Annotated in this window: 15 protein-coding genes; all 15 read right to left on the minus strand. The window is 37.6% G+C overall.

Annotated features, from left to right (window positions below; genetic code table 11):
- Window positions 1–49 precede the first annotated feature (49 nt).
- The 15 genes from JOD07_RS04015 to JOD07_RS04085 all read right to left on the minus strand — a co-directional run bounded on the left by JOD07_RS04015 (window position 50) and on the right by JOD07_RS04085 (window position 23,790).
- Window positions 50–1,537 (minus strand): S-layer homology domain-containing protein, encoded by a 1,488-nt coding sequence (locus tag JOD07_RS04015; protein WP_158739347.1) that lies wholly within the window; start codon window positions 1,535–1,537, stop codon window positions 50–52.
- 24 nt (window positions 1,538–1,561) lie between these two features.
- Complete coding sequence (locus JOD07_RS04020; protein WP_158739346.1) at window positions 1,562–3,241, minus strand: hypothetical protein; 1,680 nt, start codon at window positions 3,239–3,241, stop codon at window positions 1,562–1,564.
- 12 nt (window positions 3,242–3,253) lie between these two features.
- Window positions 3,254–9,418, minus strand: coding sequence for an IPT/TIG domain-containing protein (locus tag JOD07_RS04025; RefSeq protein ID WP_204612408.1), 6,165 nt, complete (start codon window positions 9,416–9,418; stop codon window positions 3,254–3,256).
- Between the two features lie 44 nt (window positions 9,419–9,462).
- Complete coding sequence (locus JOD07_RS04030; RefSeq protein ID WP_204612410.1) at window positions 9,463–11,919, minus strand: hypothetical protein; 2,457 nt, start codon at window positions 11,917–11,919, stop codon at window positions 9,463–9,465.
- 91 nt (window positions 11,920–12,010) lie between these two features.
- Window positions 12,011–12,892 (minus strand): UTP--glucose-1-phosphate uridylyltransferase GalU, encoded by an 882-nt coding sequence (gene galU, locus JOD07_RS04035; protein ID WP_243144524.1) that lies wholly within the window; start codon window positions 12,890–12,892, stop codon window positions 12,011–12,013.
- Window positions 12,893–12,942: 50 nt separating this feature from the next.
- The gene (locus tag JOD07_RS04040) at window positions 12,943–13,443 is read right to left on the minus strand and encodes a YwiB family protein (protein ID WP_158739343.1); all 501 of its coding nucleotides are present in this window, start codon (window positions 13,441–13,443) and stop codon (window positions 12,943–12,945) included.
- A gap of 87 nt (window positions 13,444–13,530) precedes the next feature.
- Window positions 13,531–14,337, minus strand: a complete 807-nt coding sequence (gene murI, locus JOD07_RS04045; protein ID WP_158739342.1) for a glutamate racemase — start codon at window positions 14,335–14,337, stop codon at window positions 13,531–13,533.
- An 18-nt stretch (window positions 14,338–14,355) separates the two neighbouring features.
- Window positions 14,356–15,423 carry a D-alanine--D-alanine ligase family protein gene (locus tag JOD07_RS04050; RefSeq protein ID WP_158739341.1) on the minus strand — a complete coding sequence of 356 codons (1,068 nt, stop codon included), beginning with the start codon at window positions 15,421–15,423 and terminating at the stop codon, window positions 14,356–14,358.
- 336 nt (window positions 15,424–15,759) lie between these two features.
- Window positions 15,760–17,172 (minus strand): germination protein YpeB, encoded by a 1,413-nt coding sequence (ypeB, locus tag JOD07_RS04055; RefSeq protein WP_204612415.1) that lies wholly within the window; start codon window positions 17,170–17,172, stop codon window positions 15,760–15,762.
- A 21-nt stretch (window positions 17,173–17,193) separates the two neighbouring features.
- On the minus strand, window positions 17,194–17,898 hold the full coding sequence (sleB, locus tag JOD07_RS04060) for a spore cortex-lytic enzyme (RefSeq protein ID WP_158739339.1): 705 nt from the start codon (window positions 17,896–17,898) through the stop codon (window positions 17,194–17,196).
- 18 nt (window positions 17,899–17,916) lie between these two features.
- Entirely contained in the window at window positions 17,917–18,822 is a 906-nt protein-coding gene (sleB, locus tag JOD07_RS15785) for a spore cortex-lytic enzyme (protein ID WP_330576518.1), read from the minus strand.
- 281 nt (window positions 18,823–19,103) lie between these two features.
- Complete coding sequence (locus JOD07_RS04070; protein ID WP_158739338.1) at window positions 19,104–20,570, minus strand: aminotransferase class I/II-fold pyridoxal phosphate-dependent enzyme; 1,467 nt, start codon at window positions 20,568–20,570, stop codon at window positions 19,104–19,106.
- 209 nt (window positions 20,571–20,779) lie between these two features.
- Window positions 20,780–21,475 carry a stage II sporulation protein R gene (gene spoIIR / locus JOD07_RS04075; protein ID WP_158739337.1) on the minus strand — a complete coding sequence of 232 codons (696 nt, stop codon included), beginning with the start codon at window positions 21,473–21,475 and terminating at the stop codon, window positions 20,780–20,782.
- A gap of 64 nt (window positions 21,476–21,539) precedes the next feature.
- A complete protein-coding gene (locus tag JOD07_RS04080; protein ID WP_330636129.1) occupies window positions 21,540–22,706 on the minus strand; it encodes a Ger(x)C family spore germination protein in 1,167 nt (388 codons plus the stop codon).
- Window positions 22,684–23,790 (minus strand): GerAB/ArcD/ProY family transporter, encoded by a 1,107-nt coding sequence (locus JOD07_RS04085; RefSeq protein ID WP_204612419.1) that lies wholly within the window; start codon window positions 23,788–23,790, stop codon window positions 22,684–22,686. Before JOD07_RS04085 ends, JOD07_RS04080 begins: the two co-directional genes overlap by 23 nt.
- Window positions 23,791–23,797: the final 7 nt, after the last annotated feature.

A 23,797-nucleotide genomic window follows, 5' to 3' on the forward strand; every position in this document is an offset into this window, starting at 1 on the left:
GTAATGTCAAGGATTAGCTTTAACAAAAAAAAGGGGGAAAAGTTCCCCTTTAATTATAATAAATGATATTTTCTCTATAATCCTTTTGAAGATCTTTTTCCAGGAAGTTTAAGAATCTTACAAGCATTGAAGAAGCTTCTGCCCTTGTCAGTTTCTTGTTTGCATTAATATTATTATTCCCGTCTCCCCCGACAATACCTACTTCAGCTGCCATATAAACAGCATCCCTTGCCCAGTTTGGTATTCTGCTGTCATCAGCAAAGTAAGTTTTATAGCCTGGAGCTGGAGCTTTACTCTCAAAGCCCAGGGCACGCATAAGAATCGTAATGGCTTCGCCTTTTGTTAAACTGTCATTGGGTCTGAACTTATAATCTTCACTGCCTGTTATAATATTTTTATTATAAGCTTCCTTAATATATTGGAAATTAGGATCTGAAGATTTGACATCTACAAAGATGATCTCTTCTACCTGATTCTTTTTCTTTCTCGTTGTGGATTTCTTGGTTGCTTCTTCTTCCACACGAATATTGCAAGCTTTAACTACTGCTTTAACAAATTCCATTCTGGTCATTGGCGCATCAGGAACAAAGAAAGTAGTACTTCCTTCAAATACATCCAGAGAATACAGCTTTTCGATATCCTGCTGTGCCCAGTGACCTCCTGTATCCCTGAATTTAGGAACAATCAGTCTTTCCACCTTTGGAACCATAGCAGCGCGAAGGGATATTGTATCTTCATCTCTTCTTTTGGTGTCAAACCCTTTATCGGTTTTTCTAGGAAGATTATAAGTATATTGAGATACCATCTCCTGATTGGTAGTTTTCATGTACCCTCCGTTAAAACTGGAAAGACTCGCTTCATTTGCAGAGTATTTCAGTGATTTCGTCGTACTGTCAGAAACTTGAACTTTAACAGTACCTTCCCAGGACAAATTATTCTCTTCTTCTCCCTGAGTCTTTCGGTTAATGGTGTAGACATAGTCTATGATCTGGGTTTCCGTACTTCCCCAAAAGTTCTCATAGCCTACATCTCCTCCGGTGATGTCGACATAAGCAGTTCCCTGATTTCCATTGATGGTGTAGTATTTTCTTGCTTTAATATTTCCGGAATAGAAATCTGACGCCGGACGGTTATCTATAATATCTGACTGAGAAAACTGAATGTCTTCCAGTTCAAAAGTATCCTGTCCGATCGTTACCGTTTCTGTATATTTTGTAATCTTTGTATCGGCAATAGTCTGCCCCTTGGCGCTGTTTGGGGTATAGGTGGTTGTAATGCTTACATTTCTGGTTAATTTGCCGCTGATGCTGGAATCCTCGGGAGTTAATGTGAATTTATAGGTAATTTTCTTTTCTTCATCATCTTCTTTTTTCGTTACCTTAAGTTCACCCTTAAACACCACAGGTTCCCCGGATAAAAATACAACTTCCTTATATTCAAATTCATCATTTACCCCTCCTGAAAACTCGGGAGGCGCTGCCCACAGGATCTGAGTGAAAAGAAGGGTAAATACAAGTACCAATGTCCATTTTTTCATGCGATCTTCCCCTATTATAGATTTTTATTTTACAATCACTACTTTTGCATTCAGACCGTCCCTTACAATATACAGCCTGTCATTTTGCTTTAATTCTTCCGGCTGAATAATCTTTCCATCTTTGATAATCATCGCTTCTTCCAAGGTTAAATAGAAGGAATCTTTCCTTGGCATCCACTGAGTATTTTTGGGGCTCCAGTCCGAAGCATTAATAATATTGATTCTCCATCCGGTCCATTTATGATTTTCAGGTACTGCTCCTGCAACGCCATTCGTAATTCTTTGTTTCAGGAGAGAGTCCCTGTTCTTTTGAACCATTATAGCCTGAATTCTGTCTCCATCGGCATAAACATATGCATACCAGTCTTCCAGGCCTTTTTGCTTAGCATAATCACTGTCTTCGTCCACTGCATAATCTCCATAATAGAAGTCTTCATGCGCAACTATTTTTCCTGCTTCTAAATCATAGATCATGGTATCTTCATCATAATAGAGTTCCTTGGTATCATTAAAGCCTTCCCATTCGTGTCTGTTTAAAAGAGCAAATTTCTTTAAAATGATACTGTCTCTGAATACAACATCCAGTCTTCCTTCATACAGATAATCCTGACCAATATTGGAATTATTGATATCTTCATTATAGACATAAATTACATTGGCGTTCATGCCATCTATTCTGCCATCTCCTACAATAAAGGCATCCACTCCTGGTTCCAGAGCATAAATATCCACCAGTCTTCCGTTCTTTATGACGATCGTTCCATCATTAAAGGTGATATTCTTATGGTTTTTAGCTAATTCAAAGGACTGCGAATACCAGTTCATTTCTTCTATAGTATCTGTATAATTGGCTTCATATTGATTCTTAAGCACCATGGCTTCTACTCTGTCAGAACTAAAAAAGTCCTTAACCACCATATATGCCGTATTTCCAACATAATATTTTAATTTGGAAGGGGATACTTCCTGGCCTCCTATATAGATCGGAGAATCTCCGGAATAGGAAATAGTTTTTGCACTACTTACATCTTCCCATTGTCCATTTTTAAATACCTTTAAATCCGTTAAGGTCAAATCTTCATCCAGAATATCTGTTGCTGCAATCTTTCCTTTATAAAGTCCTTTGACCTGTACAGATTTACCTTGTACAGCAATTCTGCTGACCATCATTGTATCTATTTCATCAAAATAGAGTTTTACCCTGTCCCCTACATAAAGGGTATTTAAAGATCCCTTTTTACCATCTTTTAAAAGGATGGTTGCCGGAGATGTAAAATAAGTTTCTTCTTTGCCAATATCCAGTTTTACAATCAATTGGTTCCTGTCGATTCCTTTAATGGTACCAACTCTTACTTTGCTTCCTTCTGGAATATAGCCTGGCGCTGCTGTTGAAAACCCTTCCATGTAAGAAATCTTTCGGTTTTTAAGGGTAGCGTATACTTCCATACCCGCCTTAAAATCCTTTGAGGAAGCATTAAGGGTATCTATTGAAAAAATAACACTTCTGTCAAAAGAAAGGGTGTGAAGTGTTCCATCATACTCTTCGATGGACACTTCATTTTCCCCTATTTCCACAAGAAAACCTTCTATATACCCCTGGCGATAAGGAGTAGTAAGGTCGGCAAAAACCCCTGTGGTATTAAAGATCATGCTGAGTGCTATGATCGCAGCTACCAAGCCTTTTTTAAATAATTGATTTTTCATCTCTCCAACCTCCTATCTCCTGCTTCCGATAACCATGTATTTTCCTAGTCTGTCAATATAAGTTCCTATTGCTGCCTGGTCCGTATGGTTTGATCTTTTAACGGGAACCCATGTCTTGCTGGAAGTATTGTACCTGCCGAATGAAATGTTGGTTAATCTTCTTAGATCAGCCATATTTCCATCATAGTCAAGATTAAATAAGATACTTGAATTTAAGTATTCCATATTGCTCTGGTTCTTTCCTACATATTGAGTTGCTTCTAAGACATACAGATTGGAAAGTCCCACGGTTCCAGCTTCCAGTTCAGGATTGCCGTTGTTTTGAGTGATTTTGAACCTTACTCCTGCATCGGAATTGCTTCTGTTGTTTAACATGTTATCATTCATAAATGCATTCGGATTAAAGACTAAGGTGAAATCCTGCCCTATAACCGTAATATCTGCTGCATACCTTGAAGCAATAGTCTCTGCAGGGATACTGATCACAGCTGATTTAGAACCGGCAAGGGTTCCCCTTGTTAAATCAATCGTCAGTGCTCTATTGGCATCATTTCTGCCGATAGAGATTTCTGCAAGAGTTCCATTTTTCTTAAGGATGGTTTCTTCATTCAATTCTCCGTCTGTATCAGGAATTCCTACAGTTTTTCCAGTTCTTACTTCATTACTTTCCCGAGAAGCCTTGGATATATTAAATTCACCAATGGCTTTTACGATAAATTTATACGTTGTTCGAGGCTCTAAATCTTCGTAAACGAAACTGGTGGTTTTGCTCGTTCCAATCAGTTCGATATTGCTGCTGTTAATAACCACATAAATTTCATATTCCTTAGCTCCAGGTACTTCTGACCAGGTAATTTTGATATATCTGTCATAAATTAAATCAGCTCTCACACCCTGAGGTGCTTCCACTTCTGGCAGCGAATAACCCAGTGGGTAAATATTGGTTGCCCCACCATCTTCGTTAACAAGAATAACACCAAGGCTATCCTTATTGCCTTCAGGAGTAGTTACTTTAACGGTTTCTGAATCGATAAATTCCACAGCAGCTGCTTCGATACCGGATTCTAAAGTATAGGCCACTCCTTCAATGTAAAATACTTTATCCTTAGTTGACCCATCGGCTTTTTTAATCACAGGATTAAAGTACACTTTTGCCCCATCTTTAAAGCCAAATCCTTTTAATTTTATTTCCTGTCCTCCTTCAACGGAGATCGTTTTTATTTCTGTCAGTTCACTCAAGTCTGTAACCTTAGTAATTTTAGGATTGCTTATAAAGGTAAAGGGCTCTGGCGCCGTTACAATGGTTCCATCAGGATTTTGAACCTTTACGGTTACTTCTCCCGGTTCATGGGCCGGTGTGGTTACATAGATGAACTTGCCGTCTCTGGAGACAGTAATGTCTTTAGCAGGAATTTCTCCAAAGTATACATGGATGGTGTCTGTAAAACCTTCCATAGTGCTTCTGAAATCTTTTCCTTCGATAGTCACTTTAGTGCCTCCGGCAGCAGGACCCTTGTTTGGTGTAATTTTGGTCACGCTCGGATCACTTTCACCTTTCACAAAAGTGATATATATAGGAGGCGTTAATTCATCAGACGCCGCACTACCTCCGTCTTCATTCACCACGATCAGTCTGTAGTACTTACCAACATTATTTTCGGATGCCGCAGGCATTTCAAAGCTTAACAAACGGGGCAATCCGTCATAATTAATGCTGCTTGGCCCCAAATCCATTATTTCTCCAATGAGAATATGGGCATTATCTCTAAAATCATCCCCTATTACTTTAATGGTGTTTCCGCCTTTATAATTTACTCGGATGATTCTTGCCATAACCTGTCGTCCATCAATGATCACCTGTTCTGATACAGGAGAAACATTTTGATTGGTAATGTCAGTAATAATCGGCTTGCTATCAGGATTTTTATAGATGAAGGTGGATTTAGCCTCTCCTCCGTCAGGATTAATTACTCTTAAAGATACTGTTCCAACGGTATAGTATGGTGGAGTCGTAACAGAAAGTTCCGTGCTGTCAATGTTGTTAACCGCCGGAGCAAATCCTCTTTCAACGATAAATCTTCTGTCCACAACAGAGAATCTTATTAATTCGCTGAAAGGATAAGCATTTCCATCTTTATCTACAAGTAAATTCGTATTGATAAAAGATTCTTCGTCATTAAAGTGTATAAATGTATTGGTATACGTTACGTCATTGTATTTTAAAGTCACCTGAATCTGGGCTGTAGAACCTGTTTTTGTGTCATACACTGCTTTATAAACAGCAGTAAAGTCCTTTTCAAGAGATACTTGTGCATTCCCCTGGTTAATAAGGCCCGAGTTAGGTTTATCTCTCGCAATGTCCTTATTGGTATTGTCTCCAAATTGGACCAATGTCATATTGCGGTTTTCTTTCTCTGATGTTGACGTATAAACCTTTATAGGTGACTGTCTGAAATCTGAACCATAAATGCCGATATTATCATTCCCCGACTTATTTCCTGTATTAGGAGATACCTTAGTAATTTTGGGGTTAGACCCTTCATAGGTATAGGTCACGGTATTGGATCTTCCTCCATCATTGTTTTCAACATATACCGCTGCCGTTCCTTTCTTGCCTTTTGGAGTAATTACTTTTATATAAGTACTGTTAAACTCTACAATCATTGCCCTTTCCATACCAAAGTACACTTTAGGAAGAAGTGGCGATGTATAATAATATTCATAAGGATATATAGGCGGGCTAAGCTCTTTTTGATCGTTTGGATCAAAGGATTTATCATATTTCCCATTGCCGTTTAAATCTGTAAAGGGTTCTCCTTCATCATACTCCTGATTTCTGTTAAGATCTTCAAAAGGTTCAGCAGATCTAAAGTCATTTCCAAATATTTCTACGATGGTTCCTCCTGCTGCAGTACCTGCACTGGGAATAATCCTTGTGATTTCTGGATGGCTCTTAGGAACAACGTAAGTGTACCCATTTTCTACAGAATAACTTCCTCCATCAGGATTAATCACAACAACAGGAACAGACCAGCGTCCAACGCCTTTATCTGCAAACAAATCTCCGGAATAAGGCGGAACAACAACCGTTATGGTGTTTCCAGAAGTTGAAATCTGAACTTTAGAAGGATCCACTTCTACACCATTGATAAATACTTTTGCCTTTTTATCTCCGGTTTCTATAAAATTACTACCGTAAATTGTAATAATATTGTTTCCAGCAACACTTCCTTCGGAAGGATCGATCCGATCAATTTTCGGTTTGCTTTGTGGCTGTGCATAATAGTAAAAACCATTTTCATCTTTCTTTGTATCTTTCTTCGTATCCGGGTTTTGAACCGTTACATCGTACCAGCCATCTGGAAAATCCAGGGCAGGTACAGTGAAGTAAATCGTATTTTTGTCTATTACTTTTACATTGTCTCCAACAATCCGATCTCCCTTTATCACAAAAGGCGTAACGATTTTAAAAGTAAGGATTTCAACAGAGCCTTTCCCAATTATAATGGTTCCATCTGCTTTAACCGTCAGGTCAAAGAGGTCTCCTCCTACCTTATTGGCCTGAAGTTTTAAACTGCTGCTGTCTACTTGAACTCTATACTCATTTCCAAGACCATCGGAAATAATGGGAATTCCGGATGGATCTAAATCAACGGTATAATATTTCCCTCCAGGCATTTCTTCTAATAAAATACTATGATAATAACTAGCTGTTATCAGTTCTTTATTCTTTATTGAAAACAAAAGTTCACCTGGATTTGTAAATTCTTTAAGTTCTATTTCCTTTGTAGAGGTATTGATATTATATGAATTAATGTCTTGCCCTTCGATTAAAACTCTTGTTCCGATCAGGCGATAAATCGCATCTTTCCCTCCGGTGGGGTCCGGTTTTAAGAAGTTATCCCCTTTAATCACAACCAAAGTTCCTGTATTTCCTTGTCTTGGCTGTATGGAAGTAATTTTGGGATCTGTAAAGGTTTTTACGTAGCTAAAGGGGAAAGTCGCCATTGCTCCTTCAGGATTCATCACCTGCAATTGGGTCTGTCCTTCTCGTCCTGGTGGCGCTTTAAAGGTAATGGTTCTTCCATCCGCTTCTCTTTTAATAGACTTCACTTCTGCTCCGTCTATAAATACTCTAACCCCATCAGTAAAATTACTACCTACAATAACAATTTCATCTCCTCCCTCTACAGGTACAACATTAGGAGTCACATTTTGAATTGTAGGATGCTTTGAAATATCCGGACTTACAAATTCAATAAAGTCATTAATCTGCGTACTCAATCCCATTTCTGTAGAATTTCTTATGGGATTTGTTACTTTAAGCGGAGCCTTTCCTATATTCACTCCTGGATCAGGGGTTCCTTCCTTTAATCTGATTAATATTTTGGTACCTAATTCGCTGCCGCTGGAACCGTCCAACTCTCTTCCATTGGCATCAAATATCTTTAAGAAAATATCCGGAGAACTGTTCTTGTCAATGACTATGGTTCCTAATTCCACAACAGGATAACGAACGATTTCTTTTCCTGTTTTTTCATCAGTAAATTTGTGAATCAAAAAGTTTTTCCCATAAATGGCAATGTATCTGTCACTGGGAATCTTTCCTTTGTCATTCACCTGAATCAAATTGGGAACTGCTTCTGTAATTTCGGGGGATACTTTACTTACAATATATGTGTATCCCTTTTCTTTCACTGCTCTTTCTCTAATAACAATATTTCCATCTGCTTTTGTTAAAACCGTCTCTGTTTCAATAACTACGTCTTGTATCGGAGATATATCTGCATTGGTAACCTGGGGAGTGCGCACTATTATACTGTCCAAATCTTTATTAAAAGAGTATTTATACAAGTTTCCCTCATTGTCTTTAAAAGAAGCCTTATTTCCTATAATCACACTAATTTTTTTAGTTACCGATGAAATAGGAGTGGATGAACCAGCTTTTTTATCATATTTTAAAACAAGGGTATTGGCATCGGCAGCTGATACATCTGTTAATTCATACTCATCTGAACTAAAGTTATCTATATTGGTTATATTAAGACTTCCAATAAATTGTCCTGTAATAGTAACCAGTTCTCCAGTATCCGGACCTGTTTTGGGATACACGGTAAGTATAGTCATCTTATTTTGAGAATCGATAATTGTAAATTTATCCTCAAGAATTGCTTCCCCTGTTATTTCCTGCATAGGATCTTTGCCTTCAGAGATCTTATTGGTTATTACCACATAATATTCTCCCAGAGGAAGATTCGGCACTTGTACAGAAAGGGTATCTTTCTCACTTGCAGATGTTTTTTGCTGATAAGTAGGATTAAGTCCCTTATTGGAATTGGTATAGGGATCAGTTCCATCTAACGTTGTTAAGAAAAATACATCATACAAATCTAATTTATCTGCTGTAAAATAGATGGTTTCTCCCGGCTGTGCTCTATTGGGAAACATTTCAATTTTCCCGCTGATAGGCAAGTCTTTGGTTAATTGAAATTGATCTTTGTAAGTATGGGTAATGTGTACATTAACATCTTTTTCTATGTTATTAATTTTAGTCTTTGTTTTGAGTTCACTGGTAAAAACAATATTTTGAATACCCAGATCTCCTGTGAGATTTTCAATTTCTACACTTGCTTCACTATCTTTAAATTTAGTTGCATCAAAGGTTGTATATGAATTACCTTTACCATACTTTGCCTCTATGATCTGGCCTTTTCCTGAACTGCTGGAATACTCATATACATTTTTTAGCTTTGATCCTTCAATTTTTAGCTTCTCCGTTGGTCCTTGCTTTACCTTTCGTGTTATTCCCGTTAATTGAGGCATATTTTGCTCATTAATAGAAATTACTGCGCCGCCTACATTAAGCTGTACGCCTAATTGATCTTTTTGCGCCAATTCAAACTGCAAAATATTATCGGTATTGATTGTTCGATTTCCTAAAGGCTTATAACCGCCATCAGTTGTCAGCATCAGGACGTCTGCATCCTTTAAGTATGCTCCCTCGATAATAATATACGCTTTTTCAATTAAACGATTTCTGTCATAAGTCTTACCGATAGTAACGTCAGTAACTTCAAACTTATCCGGATCAAAGGCATATATTACTTCTGTCGGCAAAAGACTTAAAGTCATGATTAAAATCATAAGTCGTGCCAAAAATTTATTGAATTTACGCATGTCATCATCCCCTCAATAAAGTAGGGAAGTAACTTCCCTGCTTTTTATTGTTCTATAATTACAAAGATTCCTGCCTTATTTGTCATGGCATTGACCTTTTGATTGATTTTATCCACATAGCTGTTTTCTTTCGTCCAGGTTCTTCTTGTAATATCGTATCTATATATGGCTAAACGATCCCCACTGCTGTTTTTGTATGGAATAGACAGTAATATTTCATCCCACACACAGTTTTCGCCTTTTATCTCTATAAAGTCTGATCTGGGGATCATTCCCTTAAGCTTACTTTTCGCCGCTTCCATAGCAACCGGCTCCAATCTGCCTATATAAAGGTCGATATCCTTTGAGTTCCCTCTTTGATCCAGAGTCAGATTATAAATCGTTACATCTGTGTATTTTGATTTTGTAATAAGTTCTGCAATGGAGTCTTTTGTATCTCCTCTGTAATTAATCCTTCTCGTCCATACTTCTTCTCCCATTAACTTATCGAGGTCCAACTCTACTCTGACATTGTCCCTGTAACTGCTTCTTAAATACAGGGTATCCCGGCTTACCTGAATATCAGATAATACATCGCCTTTAGCACTTTCATTTTTTACCCTGTATTCCTCTGTAGGAATATGCTCTCCCTCAGAAAGCACACTCAGAGTTCCGTAGGTTGTTACTGTATGATCATCGTCGTTTTGGATGATGATATTATATAGTCCAGGCTTTAACTTTCTATTTCTGGGAAGGAGAACTTCCAGATAAGTCCTGCCATCATGATCCTGTTTGACTGTAACATCACTCGCTTCTCTGTCATTGAAAAAAACTCGTATGGAAGATTTGTAAAAATAATCTCCATAAATTCTAATGGTTGTATCAGAATCATAATCCTCAATCACAGTTTGGTCCTTTACGCCCGTATCTGTTACCGCAGGAACTGCCATGGTCGTAAATTCCCAGGAGATACTCGGGCTGTATCTTTTGTTCTCATCGATGACACCATTTTCTGAGGCATCATTTCTTAATACTTTTTCTGCTATAGTCACTGTATAGGTTGCCTGAGGTGACAAAGGCTTCACAGGAATATAGAGATACGCTCTGTGACTGGCTCTGTCCTTCTTAAACAAATACTGGTTAATATAATCCGTATTTTCCTTACACATTTCAAGAAATTCTTTATCCAAATAATCTGTATTGCTTCCTGTAGCATATACACTGCTGGAAAGCAAATAACTAACACCTAAAGGCGAATTGAACTCAAGTTTTCCATCAATATCTTCAAAAGTTATTCTTAAAAAACTCCTGTCTTTTAAAATACTATGGGATAAGTCGTTTTCATTAAACCAAGGATATTCTCCAACGGATTTAGGATAGACTTCCAATACCTTAGGAGTTGATTTGGATAATAAGGTAAACCTTAAAGAGTCTTCTATATAATCCTTTTGATCAAACTTAAGGCCTCCGGTAATGACAAGGGTTTCTTTAAGTTGTATTCCGTAATTGTATAATACTTTAAAATCAACATCTGCAATATAATTCTTAAGACCTGATCCGCCGGAATAAACAACCATAACGTTGTATCCTCCCGAGCGATTATATGTCTTAAGTTTGTCTAAGGTATCTTTTTCAAAATAAACGTTCAGTTTGGTATTGCTTGCTACCGATAAATCTTTCTTTTGAATGACAATATCTTGTTCTTCAACGGGTAAAGATAAGGCTTGACCTGATATGGGCCTTAAAATAACCTTTTCAACTCCTTGGTTGAAATTGTTGCCAAAAATAGTCATCGTCCAATTTTTCAAGTCATCACTGAAGATCATATTGGTTTCATATTCTATAGTCATTTGTAAATCAGTACTGTTAATGCCTCCTGAAAAATATTTGGCATTATTGGCATCTAGGTTTAAACTTAAGGTTGTTTCATTTATGTATTGAACTTTTTCTTTAGGTAAAGTAATTTCCCAGGCTCCATTCTTGATATTGCTAAGAATCACCTGTTTGATGTCTTTTTTAAAATTCTGCCCTGTTACAGTAATTGTTCTGGGCTGATATTCTCTGTCTTTTCCAATGGTTAGTTTTGTTCCGTCGATATATTGAATTTCTATTTCATAAATTCCAGTAAAACTTTCTAAAGAAAAATCTGTTGCATTTTTGCCTTTTATACTAACTTGAAGTTCCTTATCTTTCGCAACGATATCACTTTGAGGGATGGTAATCGTTTTTAGATCAAAAGTTCGTATTAAATGAATTTCTTTTATGTCTTTAGTATTAACACCGTGGATTGTAAAAGTCCATCCTTCTTTTTCTCCCTTTAGATATAGATCTGTCACTTTTGCCGCATTGTTTTTTAAGCTGTATACATTCTCTGACACGGTTTGACTTTGAGCTGAACTGCCAGTGGCTGCTGGATTCGTGTCCGCGGCCAGCAAAGTTCCTTGGGGAACAATGCCAACAAGCATGGCAAAAATAAGACCCCATGCCATCTTTTTAGTTTTCTTTTTATGTAAATTTTTCAACTATATTCCCCCTTCAAACGCAAAAATACTATATTGTCTTTATCGTCAAATTATATAACCATCTTTAGAAAAAAAACCCCTGGAATAGGGGTTAATTTTGGTTGTTTTGGTTTAATATTGAATTTAAATATGCCAAAAACTCATCTTTTAAATCATCACGATTAAGGGCAAATTCAACCGTTGCCTGCAAAAAGCCCATTTTATTGCCTACATCGTATCTTTTTCCAATAAAATCATAGGCATACATTGCCTCTTCCTGAGAAAGTCTCTTTAAGGCGTCGGTCAATTGAATTTCTCCTCCTGCTCCCGCTTCCTGGTTTTCAAGATATTCAAAGATTCTGGGGGTAATAATATATCTTCCAAGAATGGCAATATTGGAAGGTGCTTTTTCTTTCTTGGGTTTCTCTACCATATCGGTTACTTTATATACTCTGCCTTCAATATGTTTTGCATCTACAATGCCATATTTATCCACATCTTCAAAAGGAACTTGCTGTACGCCTAAAATGGATGTCTTATACTCGTTAAATACTTCGATCATTTGTTTAAGACAAGGCTTTTCTGAAACGATAATATCGTCCCCAAGTAAAACTGCAAAAGGCTCGTCTCCGATAAAATTCTTTGCGGTGAGTATTGCATGGCCTAATCCCTTAGGCTCTTTTTGACGAATATAGTGGATATTGGCCAGATCTGAAGCTTGTCTTGCCAGCTCTAAGAGTTCGCTTTTGCCTTTTTTCTCCAATTCCAATTCCAATTCTATAGATTTGTCAAAATGGTCTTCTATAGATCTCTTGCTTCTTCCTGTTACTATAATAATATCCTCAATACCTGATTCTACAGCTTCTTCTACAATATACTGAATGGTAGGTTTGTCCACTATTGGAAGCATTTCTTTGGGCTGTGCTTTGGTTGCAGGAAGAAATCTTGTTCCTAAACCCGCAGCTGGAATAATGGCTTTTCTTATTTTCATCATCATTTCATCTCCTGTTTTTTTGGTGAACACACTTCACCTAATATTATGGTTTATTGAGGGCTTATCTGGTGTTCATCCATGTTATAAGGCTGGAGGGGAATACTAGCCCCCCCTTGTTCTATGGGATGAATTTTAATATGAAACGAATTGATGCCCATGGATACATGATCCATTTCCAATCCGTAAACTACTTCCAGTTCTCCTTCTCCATCATGCAAATTAATATTCATTTTTTTGGCAAAAACTGAAACAATTAAAGCCCCTTGCTTTGTATCATAATAGGTCGTATGCTTTTTATTCAGTTCAAATGTCATATTAGAATTAATGCTCCCAAAACGCATAATGGATACTTTTTGTCCGTCTATCTTAATGGTAGTAGTAGTATCTTCGTCTTCGCCTTCATGTCTTTCTTTATAAGTAATGTATGTTTTATCATTCTTTATATAGTAGCGTCCTGGTGCGACTACTTCAATAGAATCATCATAATCTTCGTATCTTTGAACTCCTAATATAGAGATCAGTACTTTCTTTTCTGTTGTTGTATTTCCCATAGGTCCACTCCTCGTTCAATCTTAGTATAATTATATCGACAAAAAGATATATTGACAAGGATAACTCAAAAACCCATAGGTTCTTCCTTAGTATCTCTCAATGTCAATCTTTTGTGCATGGGGAATTGATGTTTTTAGGGCCATTGCCGCTATTTGCTCAAATTTGGTTGTGTTGTCACTCACATAAAAAGCATGCCTGGGACTTTGCAAAGAATCCCTTAATCCGTCTTTTGAAATTAAAAGGTCTTTTAGATTTTTTGCAACTTCCAAAGCCGGGTTGATTAAGCAAACATGTAAACCCGTCACTTCCTGAATGACATCTTTAAGAAGAGGATAATGGGTACATCCAAGAACCAAGGTGTCAATTTGCTTTTCCTGGAAACACTCTAAATATTTTTTGGCCACCAGGTAAGTCACTTCATTATTGATCCAGCCTTCTTCTGCTAAAGGCACAAATAAAGGACAAGACAGGGAAAAGGTCTGAATATCCTTATTATGCATTTTTATGGCATTTTCATAACTCTTAGAGCGTATTGTTGCTTCTGTTCCAATGATGCCAATGCGATTATTTTTGGTCGTACGGGAAGCCATCACCGCTCCTGGCTCAACTACACCTATAATCGGAATATCAAAGGTTTCCTGAACTTCTTCTAAGCTGTTGGAACTAGCTGTATTACAGGCTATGATAATTGCTTTAATATTTTTAGTGAGTAAAAATCTGATGATTTGCTTGGAGTACTTGGTTACAGTTTCTTTAGACTTGCTTCCATAAGGAACCCTTGCTGTATCTCCAAAATAGATGATTTCTTCGTTGGGGAGCTGATCCATGATTTCACGGACAACAGTCAGTCCTCCGACTCCTGAATCAAATACTCCTATAGGGCGTTGATCCATATTTCTTCCTCTTCTCCATTAGTTTTCTGATTTTTTCAATGCTAATTCTATCAGCTTATGAACCAGTTCTTGCTTTGAAATCCCCATATTTTCCCAAAGCATAGGATACATACTGATGGAGGTAAAACCTGGCATAGTATTGATTTCATTAAAGACTACTCTGTTAGTGTCTTTTTCTACAAAGAAATCCACCCGTGCGAGTCCGGAACCGTCAACAGCTTTAAAAATGCGAATAGCCTTTTCTCTGACTTCTTCTATAATTTCTTTGGGAAGATCTGCGTTTAAGATGGTTTTGGATTCACTATTATTATATTTTGCATCAAAGTCGTAAAATTCTGCTGCCGGAATGATTTCTCCAACTAAAGACGCTTTAACATCCTTATTGCCTAATACTGCACATTCCACTTCTCTTCCAACAATGGTTTCTTCTATAAGTATTTTCCTGTCGTGTTCAGCTGCTGTTTTTAACCCTTCTATAAGTTCTTCCCTGTTATGGGCTTTAGTGATTCCGACGGAAGATCCGGCATTAGATGGTTTAATAAAGCAGGGATAACTTAAGGCAGCTTCTACTTTTGATACCGCTTTGTCCATTTCATCCAATTCGTCTTTATAGATCACCACATAAGAAGCCTGATCAATATTTTGCTTTTCCACTATGATCTTCGTAAATACCTTATCCATAGAAACGCTGGAAGCTAATACACCACAACCCACATAAGGAATCTTTGCCATCTCCAGCAATCCCTGAACTGTTCCATCTTCTCCATATAAGCCATGCAGCACAGGAAAAACCACATCTATTGGAATCGCCTTATATTTATCTCCTACAAGTTTTATAAGACTTTTTTTGGTCGCATCAGGACTGATAAATGCAGGAGTTGATAATTTTTCCCATTCTCCAGTTTCAATATGATTTAAGGGTCCATTATAGAGCATCCATTTACCTTCTTTTGTAATTCCAACTGTCAATACGAAATATTTATTTGGATCAATATTGCTGATGACATTTTTTGCAGATACCAAGGACACATCATGTTCCGATGATTGTCCTCCAAATAGCACAACAACTGTTTTCTTATTGTTCACGACAATCCCTCTTTTCAAATTATAAATATAATATATTGTATGACTTATAATTTATGAGAATAAATGAATATGTATAAATTATATAAAAATATATAATATATTATCCCATACCATTTTAATGTTTTGTACTAATGAATTCAAGTAATATTATTCACTGGAAAATTTTAATCCATAACAAGAAAGCCTTTCCCCTTCTAAACTCTCGCGCCGAGTGCAGCCAGCAAAACCGGCAAATTACAACATATACGAATGTGCAGCTTTCCGGAAGGATTTTTATTGTATAGGAAATTCTTTCGAATTTCCTATACAATGAAAAGGAGTGCTATAGGGCACTCCTTACTGTGTCAGAACTGAATCTTTATTTTGAATGATTTGCAGGATTTTTTCTTGTTTTCCGCTTTCCACATTGATATAAACGATAAATGGATTGTTTTCATATTCTCCTTTAAATTCATAGCATAATACTTCTCGTTTAGATTCCAGAGGAATAACGGCTAAATTGACCTTTTTAATTTTAAAATCCTGTTTGATTTTCTCCCTTGCTTCTTCTTCGGTAAGTTTAATTTCAGGAAGTTTTCTGTCATGGTGCATCATAATGTATCCTAAGGATTCAAAGCCGATGATTTCTCCATCATCCATAGATACTTTAACTTTGATTAAATCAGGATACATGATCACATGATCTTCCACTGGGGCAAAATTGATGACGACTGTACTATCTACCTTTTCATAATAACTGGCCTTCATATTGGGGTAGTTTCTCTCTTCTAAAAACTTTTCTGCTTTTTTTCTTGCTTCATCTAAAGTAAGTTCTTTCCCGGTCTTTTCTTTATCAGTGTAGTTAAGCATCCAAAGGACCATGCCCCCTTGTTGGGTAACGTCTATGGCTATGGTGGGGTCTTCCTGGTCTTTTAAAACTACTTCATAACTGTAAACAGGAATCGTATGTTCTGCTTTTGTATCCGTTTCACCTGTGAGTTTAACAGAAGCGATTTTGTCTTTTCCTATAAATTTCTCTACGACTTTTTTCCCTTCTTCTTTTGTTATCTTTTTCTTGTCCCTGATCATTCTGGGTTCCATTCTTTCGATATGGTCCGAAAAAGGTCCGTCATAAATTAACTGCGGCATGTCTTGAAACTGTTTGCTCACTTCCGATAAGGAACCTGTGATTTTTGTGGCGCCTTCTTTTCCTAGTTTTTCTTCTCCGCCTTTTTCTACTTCTTCCCAATCGATTCTTTTGCCATCGTTAATGTCCTTTTTGATATCATTTAGTTCTTTCGCCAGAGTTTGGGCATACATTTGAAGCCTTGATACCTTTTCCCAGTCCTCCTCATCCAGCTGGAGCCCATCTATAGCCTTACTGGTCATGGAAAAGGAAAAATCACTTAGCTGTGATAAAAATTTTAGAGCACTGGAAACACTGGCATGCTGATAAGGAAGCTCGCCCAGGTTTTCCTGGGCTGCAGCAGCTTCCTTCCAGATTTGGGCAAAGATTGGAGCACTTTGCTGGGGTTCCTTTGTAAGCTTTATTTTTGCCAGCAGATTGTCTACATTGTCTACATATGTTGTCGCCTCATAAAAGGCCTGCTGAAAACGGTTTTGCAGGTACTGCCTGTAATTTAGCTTCTGTTTGTACTGATAGATCCCAAAGCCTAAAGCAAGGGCTAAAGCAACCATTGTAATACTGTACATATGAACACTGGACAGACGTTTTTTCCAATCATACAATTTATTATTTTTTTCTTCCAATGCACTCACCTCTTTTTCGCTCTATTTTTTGCCAAAGACATGTTTTCCGATTCTCTTGGTAATGGGTATGGACCAAATCCATTTGCTTTTGGCGGTTGCAGGATTCCAATAGTAAGTCGCGCCTCCTGTGGGATCCCAGCCATTTAGAGCATCCCGGGCAGCTTTAAGAGAAGATTCATCCGGTTCCAAATTAATCTGACCGTCGGATACGGCATCAAAGGCTCCCGGCTGATAAATCACTCCAGCTATGGAGTTAGGAAAGGAGCTATGTCTTACCCGGTTTAAAATTACTGCACCAATGGCCACCTGCCCTACATAAGGTTCTCCTCTTCCTTCTCCATGAATGGCTGCAGCCAGAAGTCTTATGTCTTTATTCGTAGCGGAAGTACCTCCTCCTTGATTTTGATTGCTTTTCTTCACTTGAATGCCAAGCTTTTCTAAGGTTTGCTCTCCTGCTATTCCATCAGCTTTTAGTCCGTTTTTGGCCTGAAAAGACTTCACTGCTTCCCAGGTTTGATAGCCATATTTACCATCTACATTTCCTTTCAGATAGCCCCACTGCTTTAATTTTTGCTGTATTTGCCGTACGGTATCTCCTTCTGAACCCCAGGTATAGGAAGCCGTTTCTATGCTCTTTGGCGTTACCCTGTAAATCCATCCGGCATATAGCACATTGACAATCATGGCAAAACTAAGGATAAGAAGCAAAATCTTTTTTAAGTCCATTAGCCTACCTCCTATAGATTATTTAGCAAATACATGTTTTCCTATTTGAGTAATAATAGGTCTTGACCAAATCCATTTACTTGTGGCCGTTGCAGGATTCCAGTAATAAATGCAGCCTCCCGTAGGATCCCAGCCGTTTAGAGCGTCTCTTGCCGCTTTATAAGCTGTTTCATCCGGAGTAAGATTGATTTGTCCGTCTTTTACAGCATCAAAGGCTCCCGGCTGGTAAATCACTCCGGCAATCGTATTGGGGAAGGAGCTATGTCTCACCCGATTTAAAATCACTGCTCCTACAGCTACTTGTCCTGTATAAGGTTCTCCCCTTGATTCTCCATAAATAGCAGCCGCTAAGAGATAGACGTTTCTGCTGTCAGAACTTTGAGTACTTCCCGTTGCAATTCCTAAAGCCTGTAATGTAGCATTGCCTGCCACCCCATCTGCTTTCAGGCCGTTTTTTTGCTGAAATTTTTTGACCGCCGACCAGGTTCCATAGCCATATACTCCATCAATGTTGCCGTCATAATAGCCCCAGTTTTTAAGCCGTCTTTGAATTTCCCGAACAGTTTCTCCTCTGGCCCCCCATGAATACACACTGCCTGAAGTCGTAGTGGTGCCTGTACTGATCCCTATTTTCCTTAAAGTTGCAGGCCCAGCGATACCGTCTACTTTGATTCCGTTTTTCTCTTGAAACTTTCTTACTGCCAGCCAGGTTTGATAGCCGTATTTGCCATCCACGGCTCCGTTATAATATCCCCATTGCTTTAACTTAGTCTGGATCTCCCTGACAGTGGATCCTTCAGAGCCCCAGGTATATGTAGCAGCTTCTACCGCATCGGGTGTGATATGTTCTGTAAAAAATGCAGTACCCGTACTAATCATCATGGTAAAAAGCAATACGATCAGAATCACTCTTCTGGTATTCATGCATAACCTCCTCTAGCCCTTATAAGAGTACTGATAGTATTATTTGTTAAAATCAATTTTTTATCCCTTAAACATAGAAAGAGTTTCTCCCTCTCTCAAGGATTTCCTATGTAACAAGAAAGAGTTTCGCTCGCGAAACTCTAGCGCCGAGCGCGGTCGGCAAAGCCGACAAAATACAATATACGAGAGTGCGCATCCTGCCCGGAAGGCTTTTTATTGTATAGGAAATCCAGAGGATTTTCCTATACAATAAAAAAAGCAGGTACAACTCTGTACCTGCTTTACTCTCCTACACTTCTTCCAAGGACTCTTATGTAATTCACATAGGGGTCTGCCGTTCCCTGCATTTGACACTCTTCTTCTTTAAGAAGTTTTACATAATCAATAATGTCTTTTGTAAGTCTCTCTCCCGGACAAATAATAGGAATTCCCGGTGGATATGCCATGATCATTTCTGCACAGATGTGTCCTGCGCATTCTTCTAAGGGGACAGCTCTTTTAGGACTGTAGAAAGCATCCCTGGGAGACACAATAAGCTCCGGCATATCCGGCATATAAACGATATTCTTCACCTCATGAACGCCTCGTTTTTTTGCAATATCAGCCACTGCATCAACCAATTTGTCAATATCTTCTTTTCTGTCCCCCAAAGTGATAATGGCCATGATATTATAAATATCTGACATTTCAACCTGAATATTGTATTCCTTTCTTAAAATCTTCTCCATCTCAAACCCAGTAATGCCAAGCCTTCTCACATGAATACCAAGCTTTGTTTCATCGAAATCAAAACATCCCGGAGTTCCTACCAGTTCTCTTCCGAAGGCATAAACCCCTTCTATTTCATTTAATCTTTTTCTGGCATACCTGCAGAGCTCCAGAGTCTCTGTAAGCATTTCTTCCCCTTTGGTTGCCATAAGTTTTCTCGAGGTATCAATAGATGCCATCAAAAGATAAGACGCGCTGGTAGTAAAGTTTAGGTTTAATACCTGTTTTACAACTTCTTTTTCAATCATATTTCCCCTGAGAAGCAATACAGAGCTTTGAGTTAAACTTCCTCCGGTTTTATGCGTACTGCATGCACTCATATCTGCTCCCACTTCCATGGCTGTCAGAGGAAATTCATCATGGAAATGCATATGGGCTCCATGGGCTTCATCCACTAACACGGCCGTACCGTTTCTGTGAGCACTTCGAACAATGGTTTTTAAATCCGATACTGCCCCGTAATAAGTAGGATTGACAACAAAAACCGCTTTTGCAAAATCATGGACTTCCAGTGCCTTTTTGATTACTGCTGCCGATACACCCATGGCAATTCCCAGTTCTTCATTAATTTCTGAGGGAACATAAATCGGAATTGCACCGGCTAAAATGATACCCCCTATGGTAGATTTGTGAGCATTTCTCGGGATAATAATTTGTTCTCCCGGCCTTACAGCACTCATGATCATTGCCTGTATTCCGGAAGTTGTTCCATTGACAAGAAAAAAGGCCTCTTCCGCTCCAAAAGCATCTGCCACATATTCTTCGGCTTCTTTTATGACTGAAATAGGATTGCAGGCATTATCAAGGTCTTCCATCCCGTTTACGTCTGCTTTCATTGTATTCTCACCGAAGAATTCCAAAAGTTCCGGATTGCCTCTTCCATATTTGTGACCCGGCACATGAAAGGGTATGACATCTTTATTCATATGTTCTTTTAAAGCGGTGAATAATGGGGTCTTTGTATGATCTATTCTTCTCAACTGCCTGCCTCCAATTCTTTGCTATAATGTTATTAGGCCGGTAAAGCCGACAAAATACAATATGCGCGAGTGCACATCCTGCCCGAAGGGCTTTTATATTGCACAGGAATCTGGAAGAATTTCCTATGTAATATAAAACAAACAAAACAATATAATATTAATCAAAACTATTATTGCTTGCAATAGAAAAAAAAAGAATTATGAAAAATTCATAATTCTTTTTTTACAAATTGGTGTTTTTTGTCTTCTTTTCTTTCTTGCCACCATTCTACAATTTTCAGTTTAATTTTAATAGGAATGTCTTCTTCATAACTTGCCCTGGTAACTAATCTATACTCTTCATCACCAAGCACACTTTTTAATTCTTCTTTCGTTTCTTCTGGCACTACCCCATGGGTAACATCCACAAAACAGAGGGGCGGAAACATAACACACCACCAATTTTTCCCCTCTCCTTTCCCAATGGTTACCTTAAGTGCCTCATATTCTCCTGTTGGAAGAACAATATCACCATATTGCTTAGTAGGAAACACTGCCGGTCCCAGAGCAACTTTGACCGGATAGGACTTGCCCCATTTTTTAACAACTTCTTCGGCAATCGCTTTCATCTTGTCCATATTTTCTATAAGAAGCTTTCTTGATCCTTCGATCGAAGAAGAATCTGAAAGAATAGGGCTCATTTCTTTTAAAATAGCATCCCTTACTTCTTTCTTTAACTCCTGATCTTCTTCTGAATCACTGTTGGCAATCACATGAAAGCGAATAACATATTCGGCTATACCTGTTTGGATTGTTTCAGAATATGCTTTTGTATAATGAAGAATAATTCCTGTAATCAATGAACCTAAAATAAGTGATGCGATTAGAAAATTTTTTTCTTTCTTAAACCAATTTAATATTTTCATTTTTATTCCCCCTTTTCAATTTATTTTTATTATTTCCATTTATATTCTTTCTATACAGAAGAATCTATTTTGATTGTCCTATACGGCGAATATTGATCTGAACATCTATTGAAATAGGCAAAGTTTCAAATACTTCTTCCCAATGATCCTTCACTTTTTCCCATTCCTTCGGTTTTTGTCTTTCTAATTCTTTGCCGATACCTACAACATCTGCCTGATATTTTTCCTGGAGGGTTTTAAGGGAATTCTCTACTTCTTCTTTAATAGACTTCTCAATGGCTTCTTCCACTTTTTTTATTTCTTCCACATTTAATATGTTTCTATCCAATATGAATTCATCGAGATTTCCTTCTGCCTGGATGGTAATATGGCAGGAAAGCTCATTATCTTTATTCATAAATTTCATTTCTGATTTTGCATTGGATACATGATAAGCCACATGAAAGTCTTCATAGGGGGCACTGATTTCTAATCTCTGATTTTTCTTTCGTAGCCAGAGGGCCCCTCTGGTTTGTTGTTCATCCAGCCAACCCTTTAACTCATAATCTTTAATAATAGCTGCACCGGCAATTTTAATATCTTTTTCTCCTATAGAAAGCTTTGGAATCATTGCCATCTTATCTTCCTGGAAGTTTTGCAAAAGTTCTCCCAAATCCTTCTCTTGAAACCGCATGGTTTCATTTTTATTACTTTCAAATAACTGATTAATATAAATACTAACCAAAGGATTACCTTCTGGAATAATTTGAATAGCTTCTGTAGCAAGCCCATCAATCGCTACAATAGGAATACTTCTGCTAAAATCAGAATTTCTTTGAAGAGTATCCAAAACCTCTTTAAATAATACTTTATCTTTTAGAAGTTCTTTCCCAAATATAATGGACTTAATGTGCCCGAAATAAGGAGATTTATTAAGACGCCCTCCAAGGCCCTTATAAGTATTAGAAAAAGTTGGTCCACTGCTAATCATGACAAACTTCGGCTCATCACTTAAACCTTGTTCTCCTGCAAATTTAGCAATATTGGGAAAAGAAAAGGCAACCCTATATTTTGTTTTGTCGTTATTTAAGCTTGGATCGTCTTTCGCTTCATCAAAAATAAATTTATCTATTCCTAACCCCAGTACAAACGCTCTTCTGTCAATACTCATATTATCCCAACATCCTGTAAGCAGGGCTAAATTTAAAATCATACAAAGCAATAAAATTTTATTTTTCTTCAATGGACTCACCCAGCTTTCTTATCTTGGCCACAATTAATAAAAGAAGAGGAATGGGCAGCAAAAACAGTATTCTAATATACTTACGGAGAAATTCAATCCAATTAAAGGCCTCCACAATATTGTCAGGAATAAGAGAAATTAAGTATATGATTGGAACCAAAGGAAGTACCAAAAATTTATGTTCTTCTGCTTTTAAAATTCTTGTCAGTATAAAACTAATGAAGTACATCAATGTACTAATAAAAGAAAATACGATCAAAATCCAAAAAATCGTCATCAGTGCATCTTGTCTTTCAACAAAAGCTCCCGGAATTTCTATGATCTGCATTAAGGTCATAACCGGCCATATCTGTTGTTTTGTGCCAACAGATCCCAGTACACTGACTGTAATAATAGTTAAAATGACATTTATTATTCCCGTAAAGGTGATAGCAATAAAACTAACCCGTCTTGCTTTCTTAAGATCATTGACAAGGGGGCCCACCAGTAAAATTAGCTCTATTGGCGTATAGATAAATGATAAAAAATAACTGCCTTTTAAAAGTCTCGGAAAAGGTGTCGTAAAAATGGGTTTTAAATTAGAAAAGTCAGTGTCTGGAAGTACAAACAGCAAAATAGCAATTAAAGGTATAAATATGATAAAAACAAGAATTTCGCCAAGTCTTGCATTACATTCATATCCCTTACGTACCAGATAAGCACATGTAAGAAGCATGGACGCCATGATGATTTCAATAGGCGTCCTCGGAAGTAAAACCTGTTTGACCAGTTCTCCAAAAATTCTCAATTCCATAGCCATGGTAATACTGAGCTTGATTGAAAAAAGAAGACTGAGAAAGATTCCTACTGATTTCGATAGCACTTTGGAAGAAAATTCTACAAACGTATCTTCTGGAAAACGCTTAACAATACTGGTGATCGTATACCCGTATATAAAAGCTAACAGCGTTGCTCCTATGACAGCAATCCATGCATCCTGGTTAGCAATTTCTACCGCCATTCTGGGAAAAGAGAGTATAGAAACACTAAATAAATCTAAAATGAGTAGAATTTCTACCTGACGAACGGATACCTTATCATTTTTTGAAAACATAGTGTCC

The sequence above is a fragment of the Defluviitalea raffinosedens genome, from assembly GCF_016908775.1.
Lineage (GTDB): Bacteria > Bacillota > Clostridia > Lachnospirales > Defluviitaleaceae > Defluviitalea > Defluviitalea raffinosedens.